This window comes from Mycolicibacterium austroafricanum, from assembly GCF_902705885.1.
GTDB lineage: Bacteria > Actinomycetota > Actinomycetes > Mycobacteriales > Mycobacteriaceae > Mycobacterium > Mycobacterium vanbaalenii_A.
Genome location: NZ_CACSIP010000012.1, coordinates 192,802 through 215,118, shown reverse-complemented (window position 1 = coordinate 215,118; position 22,317 = coordinate 192,802). Strand labels below are relative to the sequence as shown.

The 22,317-nt window shown below is 68.0% G+C and carries 24 protein-coding genes and 2 riboswitches; of the genes, 9 read left to right on the top strand and 15 right to left on the bottom strand.

All coding sequences use genetic code 11. The annotated features are described in order from the left end of the window. From BEMPMBAN_RS09795 to mshA, 4 genes are all read right to left on the bottom strand, one after another. Nucleotides 1–1,194 carry a sensor histidine kinase gene (locus tag BEMPMBAN_RS09795; RefSeq protein WP_159230157.1) on the bottom strand — a complete coding sequence of 398 codons (1,194 nt, stop codon included), beginning with the start codon at nucleotides 1,192–1,194 and terminating at the stop codon, nucleotides 1–3. Between the two features lie 150 nt (nucleotides 1,195–1,344). Continuing rightward, entirely contained in the window at nucleotides 1,345–2,094 is a 750-nt protein-coding gene (locus tag BEMPMBAN_RS09790) for a phosphoglyceromutase (protein ID WP_159230156.1), read from the bottom strand. A 36-nt stretch (nucleotides 2,095–2,130) separates the two neighbouring features. Beyond that, nucleotides 2,131–2,643, bottom strand: coding sequence for a type III secretion system chaperone family protein (locus BEMPMBAN_RS09785; protein WP_159230155.1), 513 nt, complete (start codon nucleotides 2,641–2,643; stop codon nucleotides 2,131–2,133). Beyond that, nucleotides 2,640–3,977, bottom strand: a complete 1,338-nt coding sequence (mshA, locus tag BEMPMBAN_RS09780; protein ID WP_159230154.1) for a D-inositol-3-phosphate glycosyltransferase — start codon at nucleotides 3,975–3,977, stop codon at nucleotides 2,640–2,642. Before mshA ends, BEMPMBAN_RS09785 begins: the two co-directional genes overlap by 4 nt. A 77-nt stretch (nucleotides 3,978–4,054) precedes the next feature. Here mshA and BEMPMBAN_RS09775 point away from each other — a divergent pair, with 77 nt between their 5' ends. Continuing rightward, entirely contained in the window at nucleotides 4,055–4,813 is a 759-nt protein-coding gene (locus tag BEMPMBAN_RS09775) for an SDR family oxidoreductase (RefSeq protein ID WP_159230153.1), read from the top strand. 72 nt (nucleotides 4,814–4,885) lie between these two features. Here the strand turns inward: BEMPMBAN_RS09775 and BEMPMBAN_RS09770 are convergent, their stop codons facing one another. Together BEMPMBAN_RS09770 and BEMPMBAN_RS09765 are read right to left on the bottom strand one after the other, a co-directional pair. Continuing rightward, nucleotides 4,886–6,175, bottom strand: a complete 1,290-nt coding sequence (locus BEMPMBAN_RS09770) for a L,D-transpeptidase (protein ID WP_159230152.1) — start codon at nucleotides 6,173–6,175, stop codon at nucleotides 4,886–4,888. A gap of 15 nt (nucleotides 6,176–6,190) precedes the next feature. Next, complete coding sequence (locus tag BEMPMBAN_RS09765) at nucleotides 6,191–7,240, bottom strand: UDP-N-acetylmuramate dehydrogenase (RefSeq protein WP_159230151.1); 1,050 nt, start codon at nucleotides 7,238–7,240, stop codon at nucleotides 6,191–6,193. Nucleotides 7,241–7,266: 26 nt separating this feature from the next. Here BEMPMBAN_RS09765 and BEMPMBAN_RS09760 point away from each other — a divergent pair, with 26 nt between their 5' ends. Further along, nucleotides 7,267–7,779, top strand: a complete 513-nt coding sequence (locus tag BEMPMBAN_RS09760; RefSeq protein WP_159230150.1) for a DUF2505 domain-containing protein — start codon at nucleotides 7,267–7,269, stop codon at nucleotides 7,777–7,779. A gap of 21 nt (nucleotides 7,780–7,800) precedes the next feature. Beyond that, nucleotides 7,801–8,598, top strand: a complete 798-nt coding sequence (locus BEMPMBAN_RS09755; protein ID WP_159230149.1) for a class I SAM-dependent methyltransferase — start codon at nucleotides 7,801–7,803, stop codon at nucleotides 8,596–8,598. Nucleotides 8,599–8,629: 31 nt separating this feature from the next. Here the strand turns inward: BEMPMBAN_RS09755 and BEMPMBAN_RS09750 are convergent, their stop codons facing one another. After that, complete coding sequence (locus BEMPMBAN_RS09750; protein ID WP_159230148.1) at nucleotides 8,630–10,165, bottom strand: high affinity choline transporter 1; 1,536 nt, start codon at nucleotides 10,163–10,165, stop codon at nucleotides 8,630–8,632. Between the two features lie 27 nt (nucleotides 10,166–10,192). Further along, a riboswitch (guanidine-I (ykkC/yxkD leader) is annotated at nucleotides 10,193–10,299 on the bottom strand. 127 nt (nucleotides 10,300–10,426) lie between these two features. Then, a riboswitch (guanidine-III (ykkC-III) riboswitch) is annotated at nucleotides 10,427–10,495 on the top strand. Between the two features lie 11 nt (nucleotides 10,496–10,506). Here BEMPMBAN_RS09750 and BEMPMBAN_RS09745 point away from each other — a divergent pair. The 3 genes from BEMPMBAN_RS09745 to BEMPMBAN_RS09735 are packed head-to-tail and all read left to right on the top strand — an operon-like array spanning nucleotide 10,507 to nucleotide 13,402. Beyond that, complete coding sequence (locus tag BEMPMBAN_RS09745) at nucleotides 10,507–11,655, top strand: agmatinase family protein (protein ID WP_159230147.1); 1,149 nt, start codon at nucleotides 10,507–10,509, stop codon at nucleotides 11,653–11,655. A 26-nt stretch (nucleotides 11,656–11,681) separates the two neighbouring features. Continuing rightward, nucleotides 11,682–12,509, top strand: coding sequence for a carbon-nitrogen hydrolase family protein (locus tag BEMPMBAN_RS09740; protein WP_200845938.1), 828 nt, complete (start codon nucleotides 11,682–11,684; stop codon nucleotides 12,507–12,509). After that, nucleotides 12,506–13,402: an LmeA family phospholipid-binding protein gene (locus tag BEMPMBAN_RS09735; protein WP_159230145.1), complete on the top strand. Its 897-nt coding sequence runs from the start codon at nucleotides 12,506–12,508 to the stop codon at nucleotides 13,400–13,402. Before BEMPMBAN_RS09740 ends, BEMPMBAN_RS09735 begins: the two co-directional genes overlap by 4 nt. Before the next feature lie 2 nt (nucleotides 13,403–13,404). Here BEMPMBAN_RS09735 and deoC read toward each other — a convergent pair whose 3' ends face one another. The 6 genes from deoC to BEMPMBAN_RS09705 form a co-directional block, all read right to left on the bottom strand. Further along, nucleotides 13,405–14,088, bottom strand: a complete 684-nt coding sequence (gene deoC / locus BEMPMBAN_RS09730; protein ID WP_159230336.1) for a deoxyribose-phosphate aldolase — start codon at nucleotides 14,086–14,088, stop codon at nucleotides 13,405–13,407. Next, entirely contained in the window at nucleotides 14,085–14,495 is a 411-nt protein-coding gene (locus tag BEMPMBAN_RS09725) for a DUF2599 domain-containing protein (protein WP_159230144.1), read from the bottom strand. The genes deoC and BEMPMBAN_RS09725 overlap by 4 nt, the downstream gene beginning before the upstream one ends. Further along, nucleotides 14,495–14,776, bottom strand: a complete 282-nt coding sequence (locus BEMPMBAN_RS09720; RefSeq protein ID WP_159230143.1) for a DUF2516 family protein — start codon at nucleotides 14,774–14,776, stop codon at nucleotides 14,495–14,497. The genes BEMPMBAN_RS09725 and BEMPMBAN_RS09720 overlap by 1 nt, the downstream gene beginning before the upstream one ends. A gap of 48 nt (nucleotides 14,777–14,824) precedes the next feature. Then, nucleotides 14,825–15,448 carry a heparin-binding hemagglutinin gene (locus tag BEMPMBAN_RS09715; RefSeq protein ID WP_159230142.1) on the bottom strand — a complete coding sequence of 208 codons (624 nt, stop codon included), beginning with the start codon at nucleotides 15,446–15,448 and terminating at the stop codon, nucleotides 14,825–14,827. Between the two features lie 17 nt (nucleotides 15,449–15,465). Then, nucleotides 15,466–15,981 (bottom strand): helix-turn-helix domain-containing protein, encoded by a 516-nt coding sequence (locus BEMPMBAN_RS09710; protein WP_159230141.1) that lies wholly within the window; start codon nucleotides 15,979–15,981, stop codon nucleotides 15,466–15,468. Nucleotides 15,982–16,071: 90 nt separating this feature from the next. Beyond that, complete coding sequence (locus BEMPMBAN_RS09705) at nucleotides 16,072–17,382, bottom strand: DUF445 domain-containing protein (protein WP_234897385.1); 1,311 nt, start codon at nucleotides 17,380–17,382, stop codon at nucleotides 16,072–16,074. Between the two features lie 128 nt (nucleotides 17,383–17,510). Between BEMPMBAN_RS09705 and BEMPMBAN_RS09700 the strand changes: the two genes are divergently transcribed. From BEMPMBAN_RS09700 to BEMPMBAN_RS09690, 3 genes are all read left to right on the top strand, one after another. Next, nucleotides 17,511–18,215 (top strand): TetR/AcrR family transcriptional regulator, encoded by a 705-nt coding sequence (locus BEMPMBAN_RS09700; protein ID WP_159230139.1) that lies wholly within the window; start codon nucleotides 17,511–17,513, stop codon nucleotides 18,213–18,215. A 4-nt stretch (nucleotides 18,216–18,219) separates the two neighbouring features. Next, entirely contained in the window at nucleotides 18,220–19,086 is an 867-nt protein-coding gene (locus BEMPMBAN_RS09695) for a polyphosphate kinase 2 family protein (RefSeq protein WP_159230138.1), read from the top strand. Between the two features lie 103 nt (nucleotides 19,087–19,189). Then, complete coding sequence (locus BEMPMBAN_RS09690; RefSeq protein ID WP_159230137.1) at nucleotides 19,190–20,098, top strand: endonuclease domain-containing protein; 909 nt, start codon at nucleotides 19,190–19,192, stop codon at nucleotides 20,096–20,098. On the opposite strand, the gene BEMPMBAN_RS09685 is transcribed toward BEMPMBAN_RS09690, so the two are convergent. Continuing rightward, nucleotides 20,092–20,943 carry a 3-hydroxybutyryl-CoA dehydrogenase gene (locus tag BEMPMBAN_RS09685; protein ID WP_159230136.1) on the bottom strand — a complete coding sequence of 284 codons (852 nt, stop codon included), beginning with the start codon at nucleotides 20,941–20,943 and terminating at the stop codon, nucleotides 20,092–20,094. The two genes, BEMPMBAN_RS09690 and BEMPMBAN_RS09685, sit on opposite strands and share 7 nt — an antisense overlap. Nucleotides 20,944–21,023: 80 nt before the next feature. Next, nucleotides 21,024–22,310, bottom strand: a complete 1,287-nt coding sequence (gene aceA / locus BEMPMBAN_RS09680; RefSeq protein WP_159230135.1) for an isocitrate lyase — start codon at nucleotides 22,308–22,310, stop codon at nucleotides 21,024–21,026. Nucleotides 22,311–22,317 lie beyond the last annotated feature (7 nt).

The following is a 22,317-nucleotide window of genomic DNA, read 5'->3' as shown; positions in this document are numbered from 1 at the left end:
CTAGTCCTCTCGTTCGTCATGGTCGTCTGAGTCCTGATCGTCGGAATCGTCGGTGTAGGCCGGAATCGACAACGTGAACGTCGAACCGGTGCCCGGCTGGCTCCACAGCCGGATGGAACCGTTGTGGTTGGCCGCGACGTGCTTGACGATCGCCAGCCCGAGCCCGGTGCCGCCGGTGGCCCGGGACCGCGCCTTGTCGACGCGGAAGAATCTTTCGAACACCCGCTCCTGGTCGGCGCGGGCGATGCCGATACCACGGTCGGTGACCGCGATCTCGATGTTGTCGCCGCGACGGCGCCTGCTGATCGACACCGAGGATCCGTTGGGCGAGTATGCGATTGCGTTGGAGACCAGGTTCGCGATCGCCGTCACCAACAGCGTCTGGTCGCCAAGCACCCGAAAGCCGGTCGGCGGGTCGGTGGTGATCGCGATGTCGGCGTTGTCGGCTGAGACCTTGTGGCGCGAAAGCGCCTCGGCCACCACCACGTCGACCTCGACCGCCTCCAGGTCGGGCAGCCGTTCGGCGCCCTGCAACCGGGACAGCTCGATCAACTCCCCCACCATGTCCGCCAGCCGGTTGGACTCGGTGACCATCTTGGCGGCGAAGTGCCGAACCGTCTCACCATCGTCGCCGGAGGCCAGGATGGCTTCGGCCAGCACCCCCATCGCCCCGACCGGCGTCTTGAGCTCGTGACTGACGTTGGCCACGAAGTCCCGTCGGGTCGCTTCCATCCGGGCGTGCTCGGACTGGTCGTCGACGTAGATGACCGCGAAGCGCCGGTCGTCCTCGGTGAGCAACCGCACCTGCCCGCGCACTGACAGCCCGGAGCGTCCCGGCCGGCTGCGTTCGCGGGGAGTCAGGTCGACCTCACCGTCGTCGCCGGTGGTCAACGTGCGCTGCGCTGCCAGCCAGGCGCGGTCGTCGAGCATCCGGTCGCGCACCAGGCCGAGTTCGCGGGCGCGTTCATTGGTGTAGACGACGTCACGGTAGGTGTCGACGACCACGAGCCCCACCGGAGCCTGCGCCACCACGTGCTCGAGCATCTGCAGGACCGTGATGCCCGCCTGTTCGGCGATCCGCCGTTGCCGGCGTTCGCGGCGGCGGGCGACCACTCCCATCCCGAACGCCACACCGATCGACAATGCGAGCAGTGCCACGATCGCGGCGAGAAGCAGCGCCGATACGACACTCACGCGAAAAGCGTACGCATTCGGTGAACATCATCCCAGCAGCGTGCGGCCAAATCGGGACAAGTCACAGACCCAAACACCGAAGTTCGGGTGCGCGTCCTTCGTTGTTCACCTGCTGTTCGCCGGTTGAGGACGTGCAGACCGGTCGTCCGGCTACTTGGCGCCCTGGGCGGCGACCGCCGCCGCACCGGCCGCCGCGGCGTCCGGATCCAGGTACAGCCCGCCGGGCGTCGTCGGCCTCAGATCGCTGTCCAGGTCGTAGCGCAGCGGGATCCCGGTGGGGATGTTCAGCCCCACGACGTCGTCGTCGGACATCCCGTCCAGGTACTTGACCAGCGCTCGAAGCGAATTGCCGTGCGCGGCGATCAGCACGGTCTTGCCCGCCAGCAGGTCGGGGACGATCACCTCGGTGTAGTACGGCACGAACCGTTCGACCACGTCTTTGAGGCACTCGGTGAGCGGGCCACCCGAGATTCCCGCGTAACGCGGGTCGCGGTCCTGGCTGAACTCGCTGCCCGGCTCGATCGCCGGCGGCGGGGTGTCGTAGCTGCGGCGCCAGGCCATGAACTGCTCATCGCCGTACTTGGCCTTGGTCTCGGCCTTGTTCAGGCCCTGCAGCGCGCCGTAGTGACGTTCGTTGAGCCGCCAGTCCCGGTGCACCGGGATCCAGTGCCGGTCCGCTTTGTCCAGCGCCACGTTGGCGGTGGTGATCGCTCGCCTCAGCAGCGAGGTGTACAGCACATCGGGAAGGCGGTCCTGTTCGGAGAGGAGCTGCCCGGCGCGGATCGCCTCGGCCATCCCCTTGTCGGTCAGGTCGACATCCACCCAACCGGTGAACAGGTTCAGCGCGTTCCACTCGCTCTCACCGTGGCGCAGCAGGATCAGCGTCGCATTATCTGCCATGCCCGAATCCTCTCACGATCGCGGCGACGGCGGCGATCAGTCGTCGCCCTCATCTTCGATGAGATGTTCAAACGCGCGCAGATTCTTCAGCGACTCACCGCGCGACACCCGCCACTCCCACTCCTTCTGGATGGAAGTGCGAAAACCCAACTCCAGCAACGTGTTGAAGTCCGAGTCGACCGCCTCGAGCACCTGCCCGAGCACCCGGTCGATCTCGTCGGCGGTGACGGTTCCCAGCGCCATCCTGCCGACGAGGTAGATGTCACCGGTGTTGTCCAGCGTGTAGGCGACGCCGTAGAGCCTGCGGTTGCGCTTGAGCAGGAACTTGTAGACACCTTCGTGGTTCTCGTCGGGTTTGCGGCAGACGAACGCCTCGACCCGCACCGAGTGCTCGCCGATGGTCAGGATGGTGTTGGTCTTGAGCCTGCGCTCACCGGGAAGCTCGACGACCAGGCCGGGCAGGCCACCGGCCGCCCCCTTGTGGTGGGTGTAGGTCAGCTCGTGCTCTTTGAGCGTGCGCTCGATGAGGTCCTGCACATCGCCACTCACGCGCGCACCCCCCGCCGCATCGAGAACCGGCGTCCGCTGCGCCGGCCCGCGGGCTGGCTCTGGTGTCCGGTCCGGTGGTCGCCGATCGCGTGTCCGTAGCTGCCCAGCAGCGCATCGACGGTGTGGCCCCACGAGAAGGCGGCGGCGTGCGCGACCGCCGCGTCCTGCATCGGAGCCCGGTCCCGGCGGACGATGTCGCCGATCGCCGTCGCCCATGCGCCGGTGTCGTGCCCGTTGACCAGCGCACCGCTGACACCGTCGCGGACCGCCACCGGCAGCCCGCCGACCGCCGCGGCGACCACCGGGGTGCCACACGCCTGCGCCTCCAGGGCGACCAGACCGAAAGACTCCGAGTAGCTCGGTACCGCGACGACATCAGCGGCCCGGTAGACGCGCACGAGCTCGTCGCGGGACTGCGGGGGGAGGAACGTCACGCGATCGGTGATACCCAACTGGGCGGCCAGCTCAACCAGATCGTCGGGCGTGGACATCCCGTTGCCCGACGGCCCGCCGGCGATGAGCACGTGGATTCCGGGCAACAGCGCCGCCGCGCGCAGCAGCACATCGGGCGCCTTGAGCGGTTGGATGCGCCCGACGAAGGCGACGATCGGGACCTCGGCATCGAGGGCGTCCAGTCCCAGCGCCGCACGCGCGGCGCGGCGGTCACCGGGGGTGAAAACCTGAAGGTCGACGCCCGGGTGCACCACATCGATGCGGCCCGGATCGGCCTGATGCAGTGAAACCAATTGCTGCGCTTCATGATCGGTGTTGACGATGAGCCGGTCTGCTTCGTCGACGACCTGCTGCTCGCCGATGGACCGCATCGGCGGCTCGGGCGAGTCGCCGGAGGCCAGCGACGCGTTCTTGACCGCGGCCAGCGTGTGGGCGGTGTGCACCAGCGGCACCGCCCAGCGGTCCGCAGCAAGCCATCCGACCTGCCCGGACAGCCAGTAGTGCGAGTGCACGATGTCGTAGTAGCCCGGTTCGTGGGTGGCCTCGGCGCGCAGCACGCCCGCGGTGAAGGCACACAACTGGGTCGGCAGGTCGTTCTTGTCCAGCCCCTCGAACGGACCCGCCACCACATTGCGCACCAGCACGCCGGGCGCCACGCGGACGACCGCGGGATCGGTGGACGAGGTGGCCCGGGTGAAGATCTCCACCTCGACGCCGCGACGCGCCAGTTCCAGCGCCGTCTGCTGGACGTAGACGTTCATGCCCCCTGCGTCACCGGTGCCCGGCTGGGCCAGCGGCGAGGTGTGCACGGACAACACCGCCACCCGGCGTGGCTGGGGCAGACCGGAAGCCAGGCCGTGCCGATCGGTCGCTGGACACACACCGTCATGTCTACACCGCCTGATCGCAGCGTCCCCGGCCAGGCGTCCGCGCACCGGCGACGCCTAGGCTTGAGCAGATGACGACGCCATCAGATGCCCGCCGGGTCGCAGTGGTCACCGGGGCGAGTGCCGGAATCGGCGAAGCGACCGCAAGAACCCTTGCCGCACAGGGATTCCATGTGGTCTGCGTGGCTCGCCGGGAGGCCCCGATCGTGGCGCTGGCCGCCGAGATCGACGGCACCGCGATTGTGGCGGATGTCACCGACAGTGCCGCCGTCGCGGCGATGGCCGGGCGCCTTGATCGGGTGGACGTACTGGTCAACAACGCCGGCGGCGCGCGCGGCCTGGAGCCGGTGGCCGACGCCGACGTGGAGCACTGGCGCTGGATGTGGGAGGCCAACGTGCTGGGCACGCTGCACGTCACCCGCGCGCTGCTGCCCAAGCTGATCGAGTCCGGTGACGGGCTGATCGTCACGGTCACCTCCATCGCTGCCGTCGAGATCTACGACAACGGCGGCGGCTACACATCGGCCAAGCACGCCCAGGGCGTCTTGCACCGCACGCTGCGCAGCGAGCTGCTCGGACAACCCGTCCGGCTCACCGAGGTGGCTCCCGGGATGGTCAAGACCGACTTCTCGCTGCGCCGCTTCGACGGGGACGCCGAGCGCGCCGAGAAGGTCTACCAAGGCGTGACCCCGCTGGTGGCCGAGGACATCGCCGAGGTGATCGGGTTCGTCGCGAGCCGGCCCTCACACGTCGACCTGGATCTGATCGTGGTCAGGCCGCGTGACCAGGTCAGCGGCGCCAGCGGGTCCCGCTTCCACCGCCAGCCCTGATTCGTTGAGACTGCGTCAGCGGCGCCACGCACTCGATGTTCTGCGCCCTCAGCGCGGTCTCAACGGGGGGGTTCAGCCGCCGGGTCGGCCGCTGACCGGCTGCGGCGCGTCCGACGGCGTCGCGGGAGCTGTGCTGGGCACCCCGGAGGCCTGCTGCTCCGACAACGCCGACATCGCGGTCCACTCGTCCCACGGCACCGCCCAGTCCCAGATATCGCCGTCGGCGTAGGACAGCTGGATGCGGGTGCCGGTGACCTCGACCGGGTCGCCGTACATCGCCGTGTTGAAGTACCGCTGCGCATCCTCGGTGGACAGGTTGATGCAACCGTTGGTGACGTTGCTGTTGCCCTGGGCTCCGGAGCTGGCCGGGTTGGCGTGGATGAACTCGCCGTTGTTGGAGATCCGCACGGCGAACCGCTCGCGGACGTTGGCGTAGCCGGCCGCCGGGTTGGTCATGTAGAAGTCCTCGTACTTCTCCGTGACCACGTGGATGCCGCTGCGGGTGACGTTGCGGTCCAGGTCGCCTTCGCCGTAGCTGCACGGCAGGGTCATGATCACGCCCTCGTCGGTGATCACCTCGATCTGGTGCGACGACGCCTCGGCCTTCACGACCTGGCGCCGGCCCACGGTGAAGTCCAGTGTCGAATCAGCCGCTCCGTACGCACCTGCGCCGAACGGCACCCCGTAGAAATCGGCGTCGACGTGCACGGTGGTGCCCGCCGGGTAGTACTCGCGGGTGCGCCAGTGCACCCGCGAGCCGCCTACCTCGTCCGGCAGCCACGCCCAGCTGCCCTCGACCGGCGGGGTGGCGGTCACCGACAGCGCCTTCTCCACCGCGGGCCGGTCGGCCTCGGCGATGGCGGTGTCGAATTGCAGGATGATCGGCGCCGCCACGCCGACGGTCTGCCCGTCGGCGAGCTGGAACCGGCCGTTGACCTGGTTGGCCGGGGAGATCGTGGTGAACGATCCGGACACCGGCACGGCCTTGCCGTCGTGACCGACGACGGTGCCGTCCCAGGTGTAGGACACCCCGTAGCCCAGGGGTTCGGTGACGGTGAACCCGGTGCGGTCCCGGTTCAGCGCACCGGCGACGACCTTGCCTTCGGGGTTGGTCAGGCTGATCTTCTGGAACCAGCCGTCGGCGACGTCGACCCCGACGGGTGAGGTAGGCCCGACGTCGACCGCGGCGTCGGCTGGTTCGAAGGTCAGCGTGGGCGCAGCGGGTGACTCCCCGGCCGCGCCGGAGGCGTCGTCACGCTGGTTCAGGCAGGCGGCCAGCGCCCCCGGTGCCACCACGCCGAACGCGACCGCGGCAAGGGCACGCCGTCTGGTGATCGACGGCACCGGGTCTCGAGGGCTCACGTGAACCGAGCGTACCTAGAAATCGCACCCGATCAGCACAGGCTCGGGTGTGAGTTCGATCCCGAAAGCCGCAACGACCCCGTCGCGGATCGTCCTGGCCAGCGCGATGACGTCATCGCTGCTCGCGTGCCCGCGGTTGGTGAGCGCCAGGGCGTGCTTGGTGGACAGCCGGGCCGGCGCCTGCGCACCCGGATAACCCTTGCCGAAACCGGCCCGTTCGACGAGCCAGCCCGCGGCCAGCTTCGCCCCGTCGGCGGCGGGATAGTGGGGAACGGGCCCGTCGACCGTGCCGGCGAGGCGGTCGAACTCCGCGCGCGTCACCACCGGGTTGGTGAAGAACGAGCCGACGCTCCAGGTGTCGTGGTCGTCCTCGTCGAGGACCATGCCCTTGCCTGCCCGCAGCGACAACACCGCCGCCCGCACCTGCGCCGGGTCCGCGCGGTCCCCCTGCCGGAGGCTGAGCGCTGCGGCGAGTTCGCCGTAGCGCAGCGGAGCGCTGCGGTCTGCGGCCTGCAGCGCGAACTCCACCTCGAGCACCACCCGGTCCGATGAGTTCTTCAGAATGCTTGTGCGATAACCGAACTCGAGCACGTCGGGCGTCACCCACCGGTCCTCACCGGTGCGCCGGTCCAGCAGCCGGACCCGGCGGATGGTGTCGGCCACCTCCGCTCCGTAGGCTCCCACGTTCTGCACCGGGGTGGCCCCCACCGATCCCGGTATCCCGGACAGGCATTCAAGCCCGCTCAGTCCGTGCGCCAACGCGGCGGCGACGACGTCGTCCCACACCGCCCCGGCCTCCGCGCGCACCATGTCGCGGTCGACGGTGATGCCGGTGTTCGCCAGCCGGACCACGGTGAGCCCGTGGAGGTCGTCGGCAAGTACCACGTTGGATCCGCCGGCCAGCACCAGCGCTTCCGGGCCGACCTCGCGCAGAGCAGCGACAATCTGGTCGGTGGTGGTGCAGGTGAGCAGCCGCTGCGCGACCGGACCGACGCGCAGCGTGGTCAGCGGCGCGAGCGGGACGTTCTCGGCGACCGCCACACCGTCGATCGACGAAGAGACCACGGGCGGTAACGGTAGCGTGGTCTTTCATGCCGCGTTCATTCGACATGGCCGCTGAATACGGCGGCACGGTCGAACAGGTCCACAGGGCGTTCAGCGACGAGCAGTACTGGCTGGTCCGGTTGGGCGATTCCGGCGCCGACCACGCCACGCTCGACGAACTGGTACTCGGGGAGGACGGCGGGATCCGCATCCGCACCACCCAGACCCTGCGGTCGGATCGTCTGCCCGGTGTGGTGACGCAATTCCACCGCGGCGATCTGAGTTTCGTGCGCGAGGAGATGTGGACGCCGATGGTCAACGGGCGCGCCTCGGCGGTGGTGTCCGGCAGCATTCCCGGTGCGCCGGCCGGGTTGACCGGAGAGGCCGTGCTGGCGCCGGCGACCTCGCAGCCGGGGGCTCGCATGGCGTTGACCGCCACGGTGGAGGTCCGGGTTCCGCTCGTGGGCGGCAAGATCGAGAACTTCATCGGCAGCCAGCTGGTCGACCTGCTGATCGCAGAGCAACGCTTCACCACGGTGTGGATCACGGAAAACGGCTGACCACGAACTAGGATCGGCGCCATGGCTCAGCGTGCTGGTGCGCCACTCGGCGCGATCACGCGGGGCACCACCGGCCACAACAGGTTGCGTCGCAGCGACCGCTGGCTGGTCCACGATCCTCGGGTCCGCAACGCCGTGCAGTCCGCCACCGATCCGCTCGTCGTCGACCTCGGCTACGGCGCCCTGCCGGTGACCACCCTCGAGCTGGCGATCCGGCTGCGATCGTTGCGCACCGACATCCGCGTCGTCGGCCTCGAGATCGACCCCGACCGGGTACGGATCGGCCGGGCCGCGGTGGCGCCGGGAGTGGAGTTCGCGCTCGGCGGCTTCGAACTGGCCGGACACCGACCTGTTCTGGTGCGCGCGTTCAACGTGTTACGGCAATATCCAGAGAACGCGGTGCGCGATGCGTGGGCGGCGATGCGACGCGGCTTGGCCCCGGGCGGCCTGATCGTCGACGGCACCTGTGACGAGCTGGGACGCCGATGCTGCTGGGTGCTCCTGGATGCGGTCTCGGTGGTCAGCCTGACGTTGGCATGCGACCCGTTCACCGTCGACCGGCCCTCGGATCTGGCCGAGCGGCTGCCCAAAGTGCTGATCCACCACAATGTTTCAGGTCAGCCGATCCACGCGTTGCTGCAGGCCGCCGACCGTGCGTGGGCCAGCGTCGCCGGCCACGGGGTGTTCGGGCCGAGGATGCGCTGGCGCGCCATGGTGGAAATGCTTGCCGCCGAGGGCTTCCCGGTCACCGCGCCGCGCCGTAGCCTGCGCGACGGGGTGCTGACGGTGCCGTGGTCGGCCGTCGCCCCCGACGGCTGAGCTGGCCCGTCAGGCCGCATTGCGCCCGCCGTCAGGGTGCGTTGGTGGCCTCGACCGGCTCCGCGGACTCCTCGGCGGTCCGGTCCACCGCTGCCAGCGCCTCATCGATGTCCTCGGCAAGCTGGATGTCCAACCCGCGCAACGTCGCCGGCTTGGTGAGAACGGCGACCACGACGTAGGTGAGCAGCGATGCGGCGAACGCGATGAACGTCGGGTAACCGTCGAAGGTGGCGTCGAAGAACCCGTTCGGCAGATAGAGGATGGTGTTGTCCACCCCGTACATCGTCGGGGTCATCACGAACAGCCCGAGCCGGACCGCCAGGCCCACCACGATCGCCGCCATCGCCGCCGTCGCGGTCCCGCGGCGCCAATACAGGCCCAGCACGAATGGCACGATCAGACAGGCCAGCAGCAGGTCGAACGCCAGCGTCAGCAGGATCCCGGTCTGCGGCACCTTGAGGGCGAACAGCACCGACACCGCCGCAACCGGGATCATCGCCCACCGGGTGGCCCGCAACAGCGGATCGACCCTGCCCTCGACGTGCACCCGCTTGACGTTTCCGACGTTGCGTACCGCGACCGCCGCGGTGCCCAGAATGGCGCCGTTGGCGGTGCTCATCGACGCGCCGACGATGCCGGCCAGCACCAGCACCGTCAGGCCGATCGGCGCGAAGTCGTTGAGCAGGACGAAGAGCACCGGCCCGTCTGACCCCTCCGGCACGATCGCGGTGGATGCCAGCGCCACCAGAGCGAACGGGATTCCGATCGCGGCCGCGCCGGCCGCACCGATGAAGCACGCCCGGCGGGCGGTTTCCGGCGAGCGGGCCGAGAAGATCCGCTGCATGAAGTCGATGGCCACGATGTCACCGATCCCCAGAGCGATCAGCGTCGCCCAGTTGATCGCTGCGCCCTGCGCCGGATCACCGAGCTGGCCCAGGTCGAACGGGCCCATGCCCTCGGGGACGGTCAGGCCGTAGGTGACCGTCACCCAGATCAGCGTGGCGACCGCGGCCACCAGGATCAGGCTCATCTGCACGATCGCGGTGTAGGCGTCGGCGAGCATCCCGCCGGCCCCGGTGTAGAGCAGCACGATCCCTGCGATCAGCACCACACCCACCCAGTAGGGGAATCCGACGAAGTACTCGAACAGGAATCCGCCCGCAACCAGGTTGCCGGCCACCAGGATCGCGAACGCCACGATCATCAGGACCGACGAGGCCACCTCGACCGGCCTGCCGAACCGGAGCCGGTAGTAGTCGGGCAGTGTGGTCAGCCCCATCCGGTTCATCGGCTTGGCGAAGAAGATGCCGGTGATCAGCAGACACAGTCCCAGCCCCAGAGGCAGTGCCGCGCCCGCCCAGAAGCCGAATGCCGACGACAGGTCGGTGTTACCCAGGGTCGCGTTGGTGTCGACGGCCTGCCCCATCAGGGCCGCACCGACCAACGGCAGGGCCAGGTTTCGGCCGCCGACGAGGAAATTCGTGCTGTCACCGCCGACACGCCGGGCGACCGCGAGCCCGATCAGGGTGACGACGACAATGCTGAGACCTACGCCGAGAAGAATCATGCTGGAGCCTCCTGATGAAACGCTGGAGTCTCCCGGGCTTTTATCCCGCCGTGGAACGACCCCGGCATCACCGCCGGGCCGCCTGCGTCTCTCGGACCAGACCCGCGAACGGCGGAACCCTAGACGCGCCCCACACGCTTGTTTTCTGAGTGGGTCGGCATCCAGGAAAAACCCGAATCGTTACGTCAGGTCGCGCGCGGTGTAAACGCTACGTTTCCGTTAGCGCTGGACAGGAATTCGCGGCTGTGCCAACAATGTTCCGCAGGGGCCGTGCGAACCGGTTCCCCGGACGAGGTGCGTCGTACCCGGTCAGCGACAAGACGGCGCGTTGAGGAGCACAAGTGTCCGATGCACCCGACCCGTCACTGCCCAACGCCGAGGGCGCCTGGGCGCAACAAGCCGAGGCGAACCTGTCGGACCGCAGGCTGCGCGAGGAGATCGACCGCGGCCTGAGCTTCGGCCTGGAGGCCGCCCCGACGATCAACGACCGGACGATCTCGACGTTCGTCCGCGGGGAGAAACCGCACTTCGCCGGCGAGCGCGGCACCTTCCTGAAATGCCCGTTCATCGAGGACGTCAACCAGGTCGACGACGCCGAGGTCGCCATCTTCGGCGTCCCGCTGGACGCCGGCGCCACCTACCGGCCCGGCACCCGCTTCGGCCCGCAGGGCATCCGCCGCTCGACCAACCTGTTCGGCACCTACAACTACGAGTCCGGCGTCGACCTGCGCGAGCAACTCAACATGGTCGACATCGGCGACGTGTTCACCATCCCGGGCAACCTGGAGAAGTCCTTCGACCAGATCAGCCAGGCGATGGCGCACGTCGCACAGAAGGGCGTGATGCCGATCGTGCTCGGTGGGGACCACTCCATCGGCTTTCCCACCGTCCGAGGGCTGGCCCCCTACATGGACGGCAACATCGGCATCATCCATTTCGACCGCCACGTCGACACCCAGGAGACCGACCTCGACGAGCGGATGCACACCACCCCGTGGTTCCACGCGACCAACATCAAGAACGCGCCGGCGACCAACCTGGTGCAGATCGGTATCGGCGGCTGGCAGAGCCCGCGTGAAGGCGTGAAGGTGGGCCGGGATCGCAAGTCGACGGTGATCACCGTCGGCGACGTCGAGCGAGTCGGGGTCGAGAAGATCGCGGAGATGGCGCTCGAGATCGCCTGGAAGGGCGCCAAGGCGGTGTACCTGTCGTTCGACATCGACGTCATCGACGCCGGGTTCGTGCCGGGAACGGGCTGGCCCGAGCCGGGCGGCCTGCTGCCGCGCGAGGCCCTCAACCTGGTCAAGATGGTCTCCGAGCCCGGTCTCGCGGGGATCGAGGTCGTGGAGTGCTCGCCTCCCTACGACTGGGCCGAGCAGACCGCGCTGATGAGCTCGCGGGTGATCCTCGACAGCCTGGCCGCACAGGTCCGCTCCGGCAAGCTCGGCCACAAGTCCGCCGCGCTGGACCGACCGGCCTGGGGGCCGTAACTAGGCTGTTCGACATGGGCTCCGAAATGCGGGTGGCGTTGGCCCAGATCCGCAGCGGCACCGACCCGACCGCCAACCTCGACCTCGTCGAGGACTACACGTCGCGGGCGGTCGACGCGGGCGCGACGCTGGTGCTCTTCCCCGAGGCGACGATGTGTCGCTTCGGGGTGCCGCTGGCGCCGGTTGCGGAGCCGCTGGACGGGCCGTGGGCCGACGCTGTCCGCGACATCGCCCGGCGCGCAGGTGTCGTCGTCGTCGCGGGTATGTTCGCCCCCGTCGGTGACGGCCGGGTCACCAACACGCTGCTGGCGACCGGTCCGGGGGTGGACGCTCGCTACGACAAGATCCACCTCTACGACGCGTTCGGCTTCGCCGAGTCCAAGTCCGTCGCGCCGGGCCGGGAACCGGTGGTCATCGAGGTCGACGACGGCTCTGGACCTGTCACCGTCGGCCTGTCGCTGTGTTACGACATCCGGTTTCCCGAGCTGTACGTCGAGTTGGCCGAGCGGGGCGCCGAAGTGATCACCGCGCACGCATCCTGGGGCGCCGGGCCGGGCAAACTCGACCAGTGGACACTGCTGGCCCGCGCCCGCGCGATCGACACGAACAGCGTGGTCGCCGCCGTCGGGCAGGCCTACCCCGGCGACCAGATCGCCACGGAGGGTCCGACGGGTGTGGGTGGCAGCGTCGTCGCCTCTGCGCTCGGCGAGGTTCTGGCATCGGCGGGCAGCGACCCACAGTTGCTGGTCTGCGACATCGACCTGGAAGCCGCACGCAAGGCCCGCGAGGCGGTCGCGGTGATGCGTAACCGCTCAGGGATCACTCATCGGGGTAAGGCAGAATCGCTCAGGTGACCGATCCCTGGGCCCGTCAGCCGCAGCAGCCGCCCGGCCCACCACAGCCACCCTTCGCGCAGAACCCGCCAGACGGATTTCCCCCCCAGGGCTATACGCCCGGGCAGACGCCCCCTGGCCCCCCAGAGGAGGAGGATTCCTCGTTGCCGGCGAAGTTCAAGAAGATCTTCAGCGATCCACTCTCCATCGTGCTGGCCGTCGTCATCGTCGTGGCACTGGTGTTCGCCGGGCTGCTCGGCGGTGAGCTGTACGCCCGCAACCGCGCCGACACCGTGGTCGCCTCGGTGGTCGAGTGCGTGGTGCGAGACGACGTCACCGCGTCGTTCGGGGTGTTCCCGCCGTTCCTGGTCCAGCATGTGTCGGGCCACTACACCAACATCAGGATCGAGACCGCGGGCAACCAGCTGCGCGACGCCCGCGGAATGAAGCTGAACCTCGACATCAACGACGTGCGCCTGGAGGACACCCCCACCTCGGGTGGGTCGGTGGGCTCGCTGGTGGCCAACATCAACTGGACCGCCCAGGGCATCAAGGAGACCATTCAGCGCGCCATCCCGCTGGTCGGCAGCTTCGTGACCGGCGTGACGACCAACCCGGCGGACGGGACCATCGAACTCGAAGGTGCGCTGGGCAGCATCACCACTCGCCCCGAGGTCGTCGACGGCGGCATCTCGCTGCAGGTGGAGAACCTGACCGGGCTCGGCTTCACACTGCCGCGGGAGATCGTGCAGCCGGCGCTGGACGCGTTCACCGCGGAGCTGACCCAGGACTACCCGATGGACATCCGGGTAGATTCCATCGAGGTCACCGATACCGGTGTGGCGAGCCAGTTCTCGACCCGCAACGCATCGATCCCGAAGCAGACAGAAGACCCCTGCTTCGCCGGACTGTAGGTTCAGCCCAGACCGTCGAGTACCGCGCGGGTGCCGGACAGCCCCAATCGGGTGGCGCCGGCGTCGAGCAGCGCCGAGGCGTCCGCGGCCGTGCGGATGCCGCCACTGGCTTTGATGCCCAATCGGGTTCCGACGGCCTCGGCCATCAGTTCCACCGCACGGACCGACGCTCCCCCACTCGGGTGAAACCCGGTGGAGGTCTTGACGAAATCCGCTCGGCCGGCTTCGGCGGCCCGGCAGGCATCGATCAGCGTGCGCTCGTCCCCGAGGCTCAGCAGGGCCGCTGATTCCACGATGACCTTCAGCACGACGTCCTCGCCGATGGCGTCGCGGACCGCCGCGACATCGCCGCGAACGGCGTCGAAGTCCCCGCTCAGCGCGGCCCCGACGTCGATCACCATGTCGATCTCGTGGGCACCGTCGGCGACGGCGGCGTGCGCTTCACCGGCCTTCACCGACGAAAGGTGCTTGCCTGACGGGAAACCCACGACGGCGGCCAGCTTCGGCACCTCCGAAAGCGCGCGTCGGGCCACCACCACCATCGACGGCGACACACACACCGCGAACACCCCGAGTTCGGCGGCCTCGGCCACCAGCGACGCCACGTCGTCCGCGGTGGCCTCGGGTTTGAGCAGCGTGTGATCGACCAGCGCCGCAACCTCGGCGCGGGTGCGAGAGCCCATCAGAAGGGCTCTTCGGTGCCGCCCGGATTGCAACCGGCGGAGATCATCTGGTTCTCATCGACCTCGGGGCGCCACGGCTCGAGGTTCCAGCTGACCTTGCCGGGCTCGACCAATTCGGCGAACTGCCAGTGACAGATGAACTGCTCCCGCATCCCGGGGATCGCCGCGTCCGGGGACAGCGCCAGCACTTCGGTCCACGCCTCGTCGGCCTGGGCCCGGCTGCCCGGCATGCCGGACAACCCGCGCCCGGCAGGCGTCGGATACACCCGGAGGCTGGACAGGTCCCCCCACTTCGCCCACTCGACATGGTCGACGTACGGCGGCGCGGCGACGACCGGCGTGGCCGACGCGGTGGGCGCGGCGAGCGGCAGTGCGCAGGCGACCGCCACCACAGCCAGCAGACGGCGCACTAGCGTGACTTCCCCTGGACTTCAAGGATCTTCGGGCGGACATCAACGAGGTACACGCCGGAGGCCGCCGCGGCGATCGCCACGCCGAAAATGCCGAGGACGAGTGCCAGCAACACCCCGACACCGAGGATGACCAGCCACACCGGCTTGGTCAGCTTGTCGACCGCGGTGTACGCGTCCGGCCGCTGCATGGCCGCATGCACGAATGCATAGACCGCCGCGACCAGCACAGCGACCTGTAAAGCGAAGAGGACGTAACCCACCAAGCCTTGGAGCTCCACGCTCGACAGCCTATGCGGGTTACGTCCTCCGGTCGAACTCCGGTGTGCCTACTTCTGGGTGACCTTCTTGGCCGGCGCCTTCTTGGCAGGAGCCTTCTTCGCCGGGGCCTTCTTGGCCGGGGCCTTCTTGGCAGGAGCCTTGTTGGCGGCCTTCTTCACCGGCTCGGCAGCGGACTCGGCCTTCTTCGGCAGCTCGACGCCGACCAGCTTGGCGGCACGCTCGCCGACCGCACGGGTCTGCGTGGCCACGTTGCCCAGCGCTTCCTGGGTCAGCTCGACGGCCTGGTCGGTGTATCCCTCGACGCGGTTGGCGGCCTCTCCCAGTGCGGGCTGGCTACGCAGGCGCTCCAGCGCGGCCTCACCGCGCTCGATGAGCTTGTTGTAGGTGGTCTGCGCGGCCTCGGCGTAGCTGTCGGCGAACTTGCGCAGTTCGTCGGAGGTGAGCCGGTCGCGGATGTCGTCGAACTGCGACGGCAACTCTTCCTGCAGCTTGTTGATGCGCGCACGGCTCGCCTCGGCACGGGCCTCGGCGTCGGTGCGGGCATCGCCGGCACGCTCACGCAGTGCCGCGACGATCTCGTTGACTCGCTCGAGGGCCAGGTCGGCAGCGCCGACGGCGGCGAGCAGCGGGGCCTTCAGGTCGTCGATCTCGATCTGGTTCTTCTCAGCCATGGTCATTTCCTTTCGTTTCACGCTCTGGGGTCGTTGTTCGGCATTTGAGTGAGTTGCAGCGGACGTTGGACTGGGCTTTGGTCTTGTTCAGTCGTCGGCTCCTCATCTGCTTCGCTGACTTCGGTGGTGTCCTGCGCGCCTATCGCCTGTGCGGCTTCGAGAAGGGCGGCCTCGTTCTGCTGGCAGAACGACGTGTAGATGTCGAGCAGCACCTGCTTCTGCCGCTCGTTGATCGCCGTGTCGGTGACGATGGCGTCCCGAACCTCGCCCGGCTCCGCCGGCTCGAGAATCCCGGCCCGGATGTAGAGCACCTCAGCAGAGACCCGCAGTGCCTTGGCGATCTGGTTGAGCACATCGGCGGAGGGTTTCCGCAGTCCGCGCTCGATCTGGCTGAGGTAGGGATTGCTGACACCTGCCTTCTCGGCGAGTTGCCGCACGGACACCTGCGCGGCTTCGCGCTGGCTCCGGATGAAGCTCCCGATGTCCTGCGCAGCGTTGGACACGACAGCGGCAAGATTTTCATCCTGCGACATGATTGCCCTCTCGTTGCGTTGGGTAACCGAACAGCTACAACCCAACCGTACGACGGGGTGCTAACTTTTGCAAGCACTAGCTAGCGCAGGTCAGAACAGTAGGTGCGCCACCGAATAGATGACCAGCCCAGCCAGTGCACCTACCACGGTGCCATTGATCCGGATGAATTGCAGGTCACGCCCGACGTGCAGTTCGATCCGGCGGCTCGCCTCCTCGGCGTCCCAGCGTTCGATGGTCTCGGTGATGATCGCTGTGATCTCCGTCCCATACTGGCCGACCAGATGCTGAGCGGCCCGCACGATCCAGTTGTCGACCTTGTCGCGCAGGTCGGAGTCGTCGCGTAGGGACTCCCCGATGTGCACCACCGCGTCGGCGATACGGGCCCGCAGCGTCGAGCTCGGGTCGTCGACGGCTTCCATCAGGATGCGCTTGGCCGCGGTCCAGGCGGTCTCGGCGGCCCTGGTCACCTCGTCGCGGGCCATGATCTGGTTCTTGACGTTCTCCGCGCGCTCGATCGTCGCCTCGTCGTTCTGCAGGTCGGCGGCGAACTCGAACAGGAACTTGGTGGCCGAGCGGCGAAGCTCGTGGTCCGGGTTGCGGCGCACCTTGTCGGTGAAGTCCATCAGTTCGCGGTGGATCCGGTCACCGATCAGGCTGTCCACCCACCGCGGCGACCACGACGGCGAGTCGCGCTCGATGACCCGCTCGATGACCTCGCCGGCGTTCAGCGACCACTCGAAGGCCCGGTCCGCGAGCAGCTGGATCAGCGCCTCCTGGCGTCCCGCCTCCAACAGGGATGCCAGCACCCGGCCGATCGGCGGGCCCCACTGCGGCTCGGCGATGCGCTTGACGATCATCCGGTCCAGCACCTGTTGGACGTCCTCGTCCCGCAGCATCTCCACCAGCACCCGCAGCACCGTCGACGCCTCGGCGGCCACCCGCTCGGCATGCACGGGTTCGGACAGCCACTTCCCCATCCGGCCGGCGACCTGGGCGCCACGCAGTTTGGTCTCGACCACCTCGGGTGACATGAAGTTCTCCCGGACGAAGTCACCGAGGCCCTCGCCGAGCTGGTCCTTCTTGCGCTTGATGATCGCGGTGTGCGGGATCGGGATGCCCAGTGGGTGCTTGAACAGCGCGGTGACGGCGAACCAGTCGGCCAGCGCGCCGATCATGCCGGCCTCGGCGGCCGCCCGGACATAGCCGACCCACGGCGCCGCTCCTTGGGACTGGGCCCACGTGCACACCAGGAAGATGACCGTGGCACCGAGCAGGAAGCTCAGGGCCACGGCCTTCATCCTGCGCAGACCGCGCCTGCGTTCGGCGTCGGAGGCTGAGTCGGCCCCGGCTAGGGTTTCGGCGAAGCTGGGCCGCGCTCCGACGTCGGTTCTGTGTGCCACCTCTACATCATCCGCTACGTCAGCAACTGGCCCGGCTGTGATGTCGACGGCCACCGTGTCCCGCCAGCCTGCGCGTCCTGCCGGCCGCCGTATCATCGACGGGGACTAGGGAATGGATTACCGCGAACGTGGCACAGCAATCCCCGCCGGTGGCGGTCAAGACCGATGGCCGCAAACGACGCTGGCACAAGCACAAGGTCGAGCGACGCAACGAACTCGTCGACGGCACGCTCGAAGCTATCCGCAGCCGCGGCAGCAACGTCAGCATGGACGAGATCGCCGCCGAGATCGGGGTGTCCAAGACGGTGCTGTACCGCTACTTCGTCGACAAGAACGACCTCACCACCGCGGTGATGATGCGTTTCGCGCAGACCACCCTGATCCCGAACATGGCGGCGGCACTGTCGTCGAACCTGGACGGCTACGACCTCACCCGCGAGATCATCCGGGTCTACGTCGACACCGTCGCCAACGAGCCCGAGCCGTACCGGTTCGTGATGGCCAACAACTCGGCGAGCAAGAGCAAGGCCGTCGCCGATTCCGAACAGATCATCGCCCGGATGCTGGCCGTGATGTTCCGCCGGCGGATGGCCGAGGTCGGGATGGACACCGGCGGCATCGGGCCCTGGGCTTTCCAGATCGTCGGCGGTGTCCAACTCGCCACGCACTCCTGGATGTCCAACCCGCGGATGACGTCCGACGAACTGATCGACTACCTCACGATGCTGTCCTGGAGCGCGCTGTGCGGAATCGTCGAGGTGGGTGGCTCGCTGGAGAAGTTCCGGCAGATGCCCCATCCGTCACCTGTGCTTCCGCCGCGGCTGGTTGACTAGAGGCGTGAGCGAGCTACCGGATCTGCCCACGTTGTGGACGCACGAACCGCACGTCGAGTTGATGTTCCGTCCCGGCGACAAGGTCCGCGACATCGACACCGACGCCACCCCCGGGTTTCGCGGCAACAAGGCCGACGCGCCCACACTGCAGGAAGAGCGCAATGTGCGCTTCGCCGAGCTCCAGGAGAAGCTCTACGCCAACAGCCGTTCGGGAGACACCCGGTCGGTGCTGCTGGTGCTGCAGGGGATGGACACCGCGGGCAAAGGCGGAATCGTCAAACACGTTGTGGGCGACGCGAATCCGCAGGGGATCAAGTACACCAGCTTCGGCCGGCCGACGCCCGAGGAGCTGTCCCATCACTACCTGTGGCGCATCCGCAAGGCACTACCGACGCCTGGACACATCGGCGTCTTCGACCGTTCCCACTACGAGGACGTGCTCATCGTGCGCGTGCACAATCTGGTGCCGCAGGACGTGTGGGAGCCCCGCTACGACGAGATCAACGCCTTCGAACGCGCACTCGTCGACGGGGGCACCGCACTGGTGAAGGTCGCGATGTTCGTCTCGCTCGACGAACAGAAGAAGCGGCTCTCCGAGCGGCTCGAGCGACCGGACAAGTACTGGAAGTACAACCCGGGCGACATCGACGAACGGCTGAAATGGCCGCTCTACCAGGAGGCCTACCAGGCGATGCTGGATCGGACGTCCACCGAGTACGCCCCCTGGCACATCGTGCCGTGCAACCGGAAGTGGTACAGCCGGCTGGCGATCACCGAACTCCTCATCGAGGCGCTCAAACGCCTGAACATGGCCTGGCCGCCACCGGATTTCGACGTCGAGGCCGAGAAGAAGCGACTCGCGTCGGCCTAGATCCGGTTGCCGAGCGTGCAGTTGTCGCACGCGTTACCTGGGCTCTGTGTATAACTTCTGCACGCCCGACGGAACTGTCGGGTGACCGGACGACGATTCGGCCATGCGACAGAGACTCGTGGTGGCCACCGAAGCGCTGGCATCCGGTGCCGTCACCCGGCGCGAGCTCGCGCGCGACTACTCGAAGCTGTTTCGCAACGTATACGTCCGCCGGGGAGAGAAGCTCACCGCGAAAGACAAGGCGGTCGCGGCGTGGCTCTGGTCCGGACGCTCCGCGACTCTGGCCGGGCTGAGCGCCGCGGCGGTGCTGGGCAGCCGCTACGTCGACACGTCGGCTCCGGCAGAACTGATCCGCTCTCACCGCCGAGCGCCGCAGGGGATTCTGGTGCACAGCGGTTCGCTCAGCGATCACGACTTCTGCCGTCTCGGGGCGATCTCCGCCACGACGCCGTCACGAACTGCTTTCGACATCACCCGGCGCATGGCTCTCGTCGCTTCGGTGATTCAGATCGACGCGCTCCTCAATGCGACCGGATGTTCGGTCGACGACGTCCTGGCCGTCGCCCGACGCAATCCCGGGGCGCGGGGTGTTCGTCGCGCCCTCACTGCCCTGAGCGTGGCCGACGCCGGCGCCGAGTCGCCGCCCGAGACGACGACCCGGCTGATGGTCGTGGCGGCGGGTATGCCGCGGCCCGAAACGCAGATACCCGTCAGAGAACGTGGCCTCGTGTACCGCCTCGACATGGGCTGGCGCGACCCTCTGGTGGCCGTGGAGTACGACGGTCACCAGCACTGGACCGATCCCGCGCAGCGAGCACGTGACATCGAGCGGCACGAATGCCTGGCTTCGCTGGGGTGGACGATCATCCGCGTGAGCTGGACTCAGCTGCGCAACCAGCCTCAGACGGTGATCAACCGGGTGGCGAAGGCCCTGAAGTTGACGCCGAGCGTGCAGGTTTCGCACGCCTCACTCGAGAGTTGTGTACAACAACTGCACGCTCGACGTCAGTAGCTGTAGAAGCCCTTGCCGGACTTCTTGCCGAGTTGCCCGGCCTCCACCATCCGCTGCAGCAGCGGCGGCGGCGCGTAGTGCGCGTCCTTGTACTCGTCGTACATCGAGTCGGCGATCAGCTTCATCGTGTCCAGCCCGATGAGGTCGGACAGCCGCAGCGGTCCCATCGGATGCGACAGGCCCGCCACGACGGCGGTGTCGATGTCCTCGACGGTGGCCACGCCGGATTCGGCCATCCTGATGGCCGACAGCAGGTAGGGCACCAGGAGTGCGTTGACGATGAAACCGGAGCGGTCGCCGCAGCGCACCACCTGCTTGCCGAGCTTCTCGGCGAACTGCTCGACCCTCGCGACGGCCTCGTCGGTGGTGACGAGCGTGCTGATCAGCTCGACAAGCGGCAGCACGGGCACCGGGTTGAAGAAGTGCATACCCAACACCCGGCCCGGATTCTTGGTCGCCGCAGCGATCTTCATGATCGGGATGCTCGAGGTGTTCGACGCCAGCACGGCATCGGGATCGGTGACGACGGCATCGAGTTCGGCGAAGACCTTGGCCTTGACGGCCTCGTCCTCGATGATCGCCTCGATGACGAGCTGGCGATCGGCCAGGTCGGCCATGTTCGTCGTGAATTTCAGCCGGGCGAGCACGATCTCGAAATCGTCGGCGGCCAGCTTGCCCTTCGCCTTCGCACGTTCCAGCGAGGCGGTGATGCGCGCGCGGCCCGCGGCGGCCAGCTCTTCGGTCGGCTCGAACACCATCACATCGGCGCCTGCCTTGGCACACACCTCGGCGATCCCGCCACCCATCTGCCCGGCGCCGACGACGCCGACCCTTTCAATGCTCACAACTACTCCTCACAGCAGCAGGCCCCGCCCGCAAGACACGGACGGGGCCTGACGCTATCAACTCAGTGGCACGAGCCGCCCTAGTGGAACTGACCCTCTTCGGTCGAGCCCGCCAGCGCGGTGGTCGACGACGTCGGGTCCACCGTGGTGGCGATCCGGTCGAAGTAGCCGGCCCCGACCTCACGCTGATGCTTGGTCGCGGTGTAACCGCGCTCCTCGGCGGCGAACTCGCGCTCCTGCAGCTCGACGTAGGCGCTCATCTGGTTGCGGGCGTAGCCGTAGGCCAGATCGAACATCGAGTAGTTCAGCGCGTGGAAGCCGGCCAGCGTGATGAACTGGAACTTGAAGCCCATCGCGCCGAGCTCCTTCTGGAACTTCGCGATCGTCGCGTCGTCGAGGTGCTTGCGCCAGTTGAACGACGGCGAGCAGTTGTAGGCCAGCATCTGGTCCGGGAACTCGCTCTTGACGCCCTCGGCGAACTTCTTCGCCAGCTCGAGGTCCGGGGTGCCGGTCTCCATCCAGATCAGATCGGAGTAGGGCGCGTAGGCCTTGGCGCGGGCGATGCAGGGCTCCAGGCCGTTCTTGATCCGGTAGAAGCCCTCGGCGGTGCGCTCACCGGTGATGAACGGCTGATCACGCTCGTCGACGTCGGAGGTGATCAGCGTGGCGGCCTCGGCGTCGGTGCGGGCGATGACCACGGTCGGCACATCGGCGACATCGGAAGCCAGGCGCGCCGAGGTCAGCGTCCGGATGTGCTGCTGGGTCGGGATCAGCACCTTGCCACCGAGGTGACCGCACTTCTTCTCCGAGGCCAGCTGGTCCTCCCAGTGTGAACCGGCGACACCGGCGGCGATCATCGCCTTCTGCAGCTCGTAGACGTTCAGCGCGCCACCGAAACCGGCCTCGCCGTCGGCGACGATCGGGGCCAGCCAGTTCTCCACCGAGCGATCGCCCTCCACCTTGGCGATCTCGTCGGCCCGCAGCAGCGCGTTGTTGATCCGGCGCACCACCTGCGGCACCGAGTTGGCCGGGTAGAGGCTCTGGTCGGGGTAGGTGTGGCCGGACAGGTTGGCGTCACCGGCGACCTGCCAGCCCGACAGGTAGATGGCCTTCAGACCGGCGCGCACCTGCTGGACGGCCATGTTGCCGGTCAGCGCGCCCAGCGCGTTGACGAACTCCATGTCGTGCAGCTGCTCCCACAGCACCTCGGCGCCGCGGCGGGCCAGCGTGGCCTCCTCGACGACGGTGCCCTGCAGGGCGACGACGTCCTTGGGGGTGTAGCTGCGGGTGATGCCCTTCCAGCGCGGGTTGTGGTCCCAGTCGTGCTGGATCTGTTCCGGGCTCTTCGGCGTGCCAACGGTCGACATCGACTGC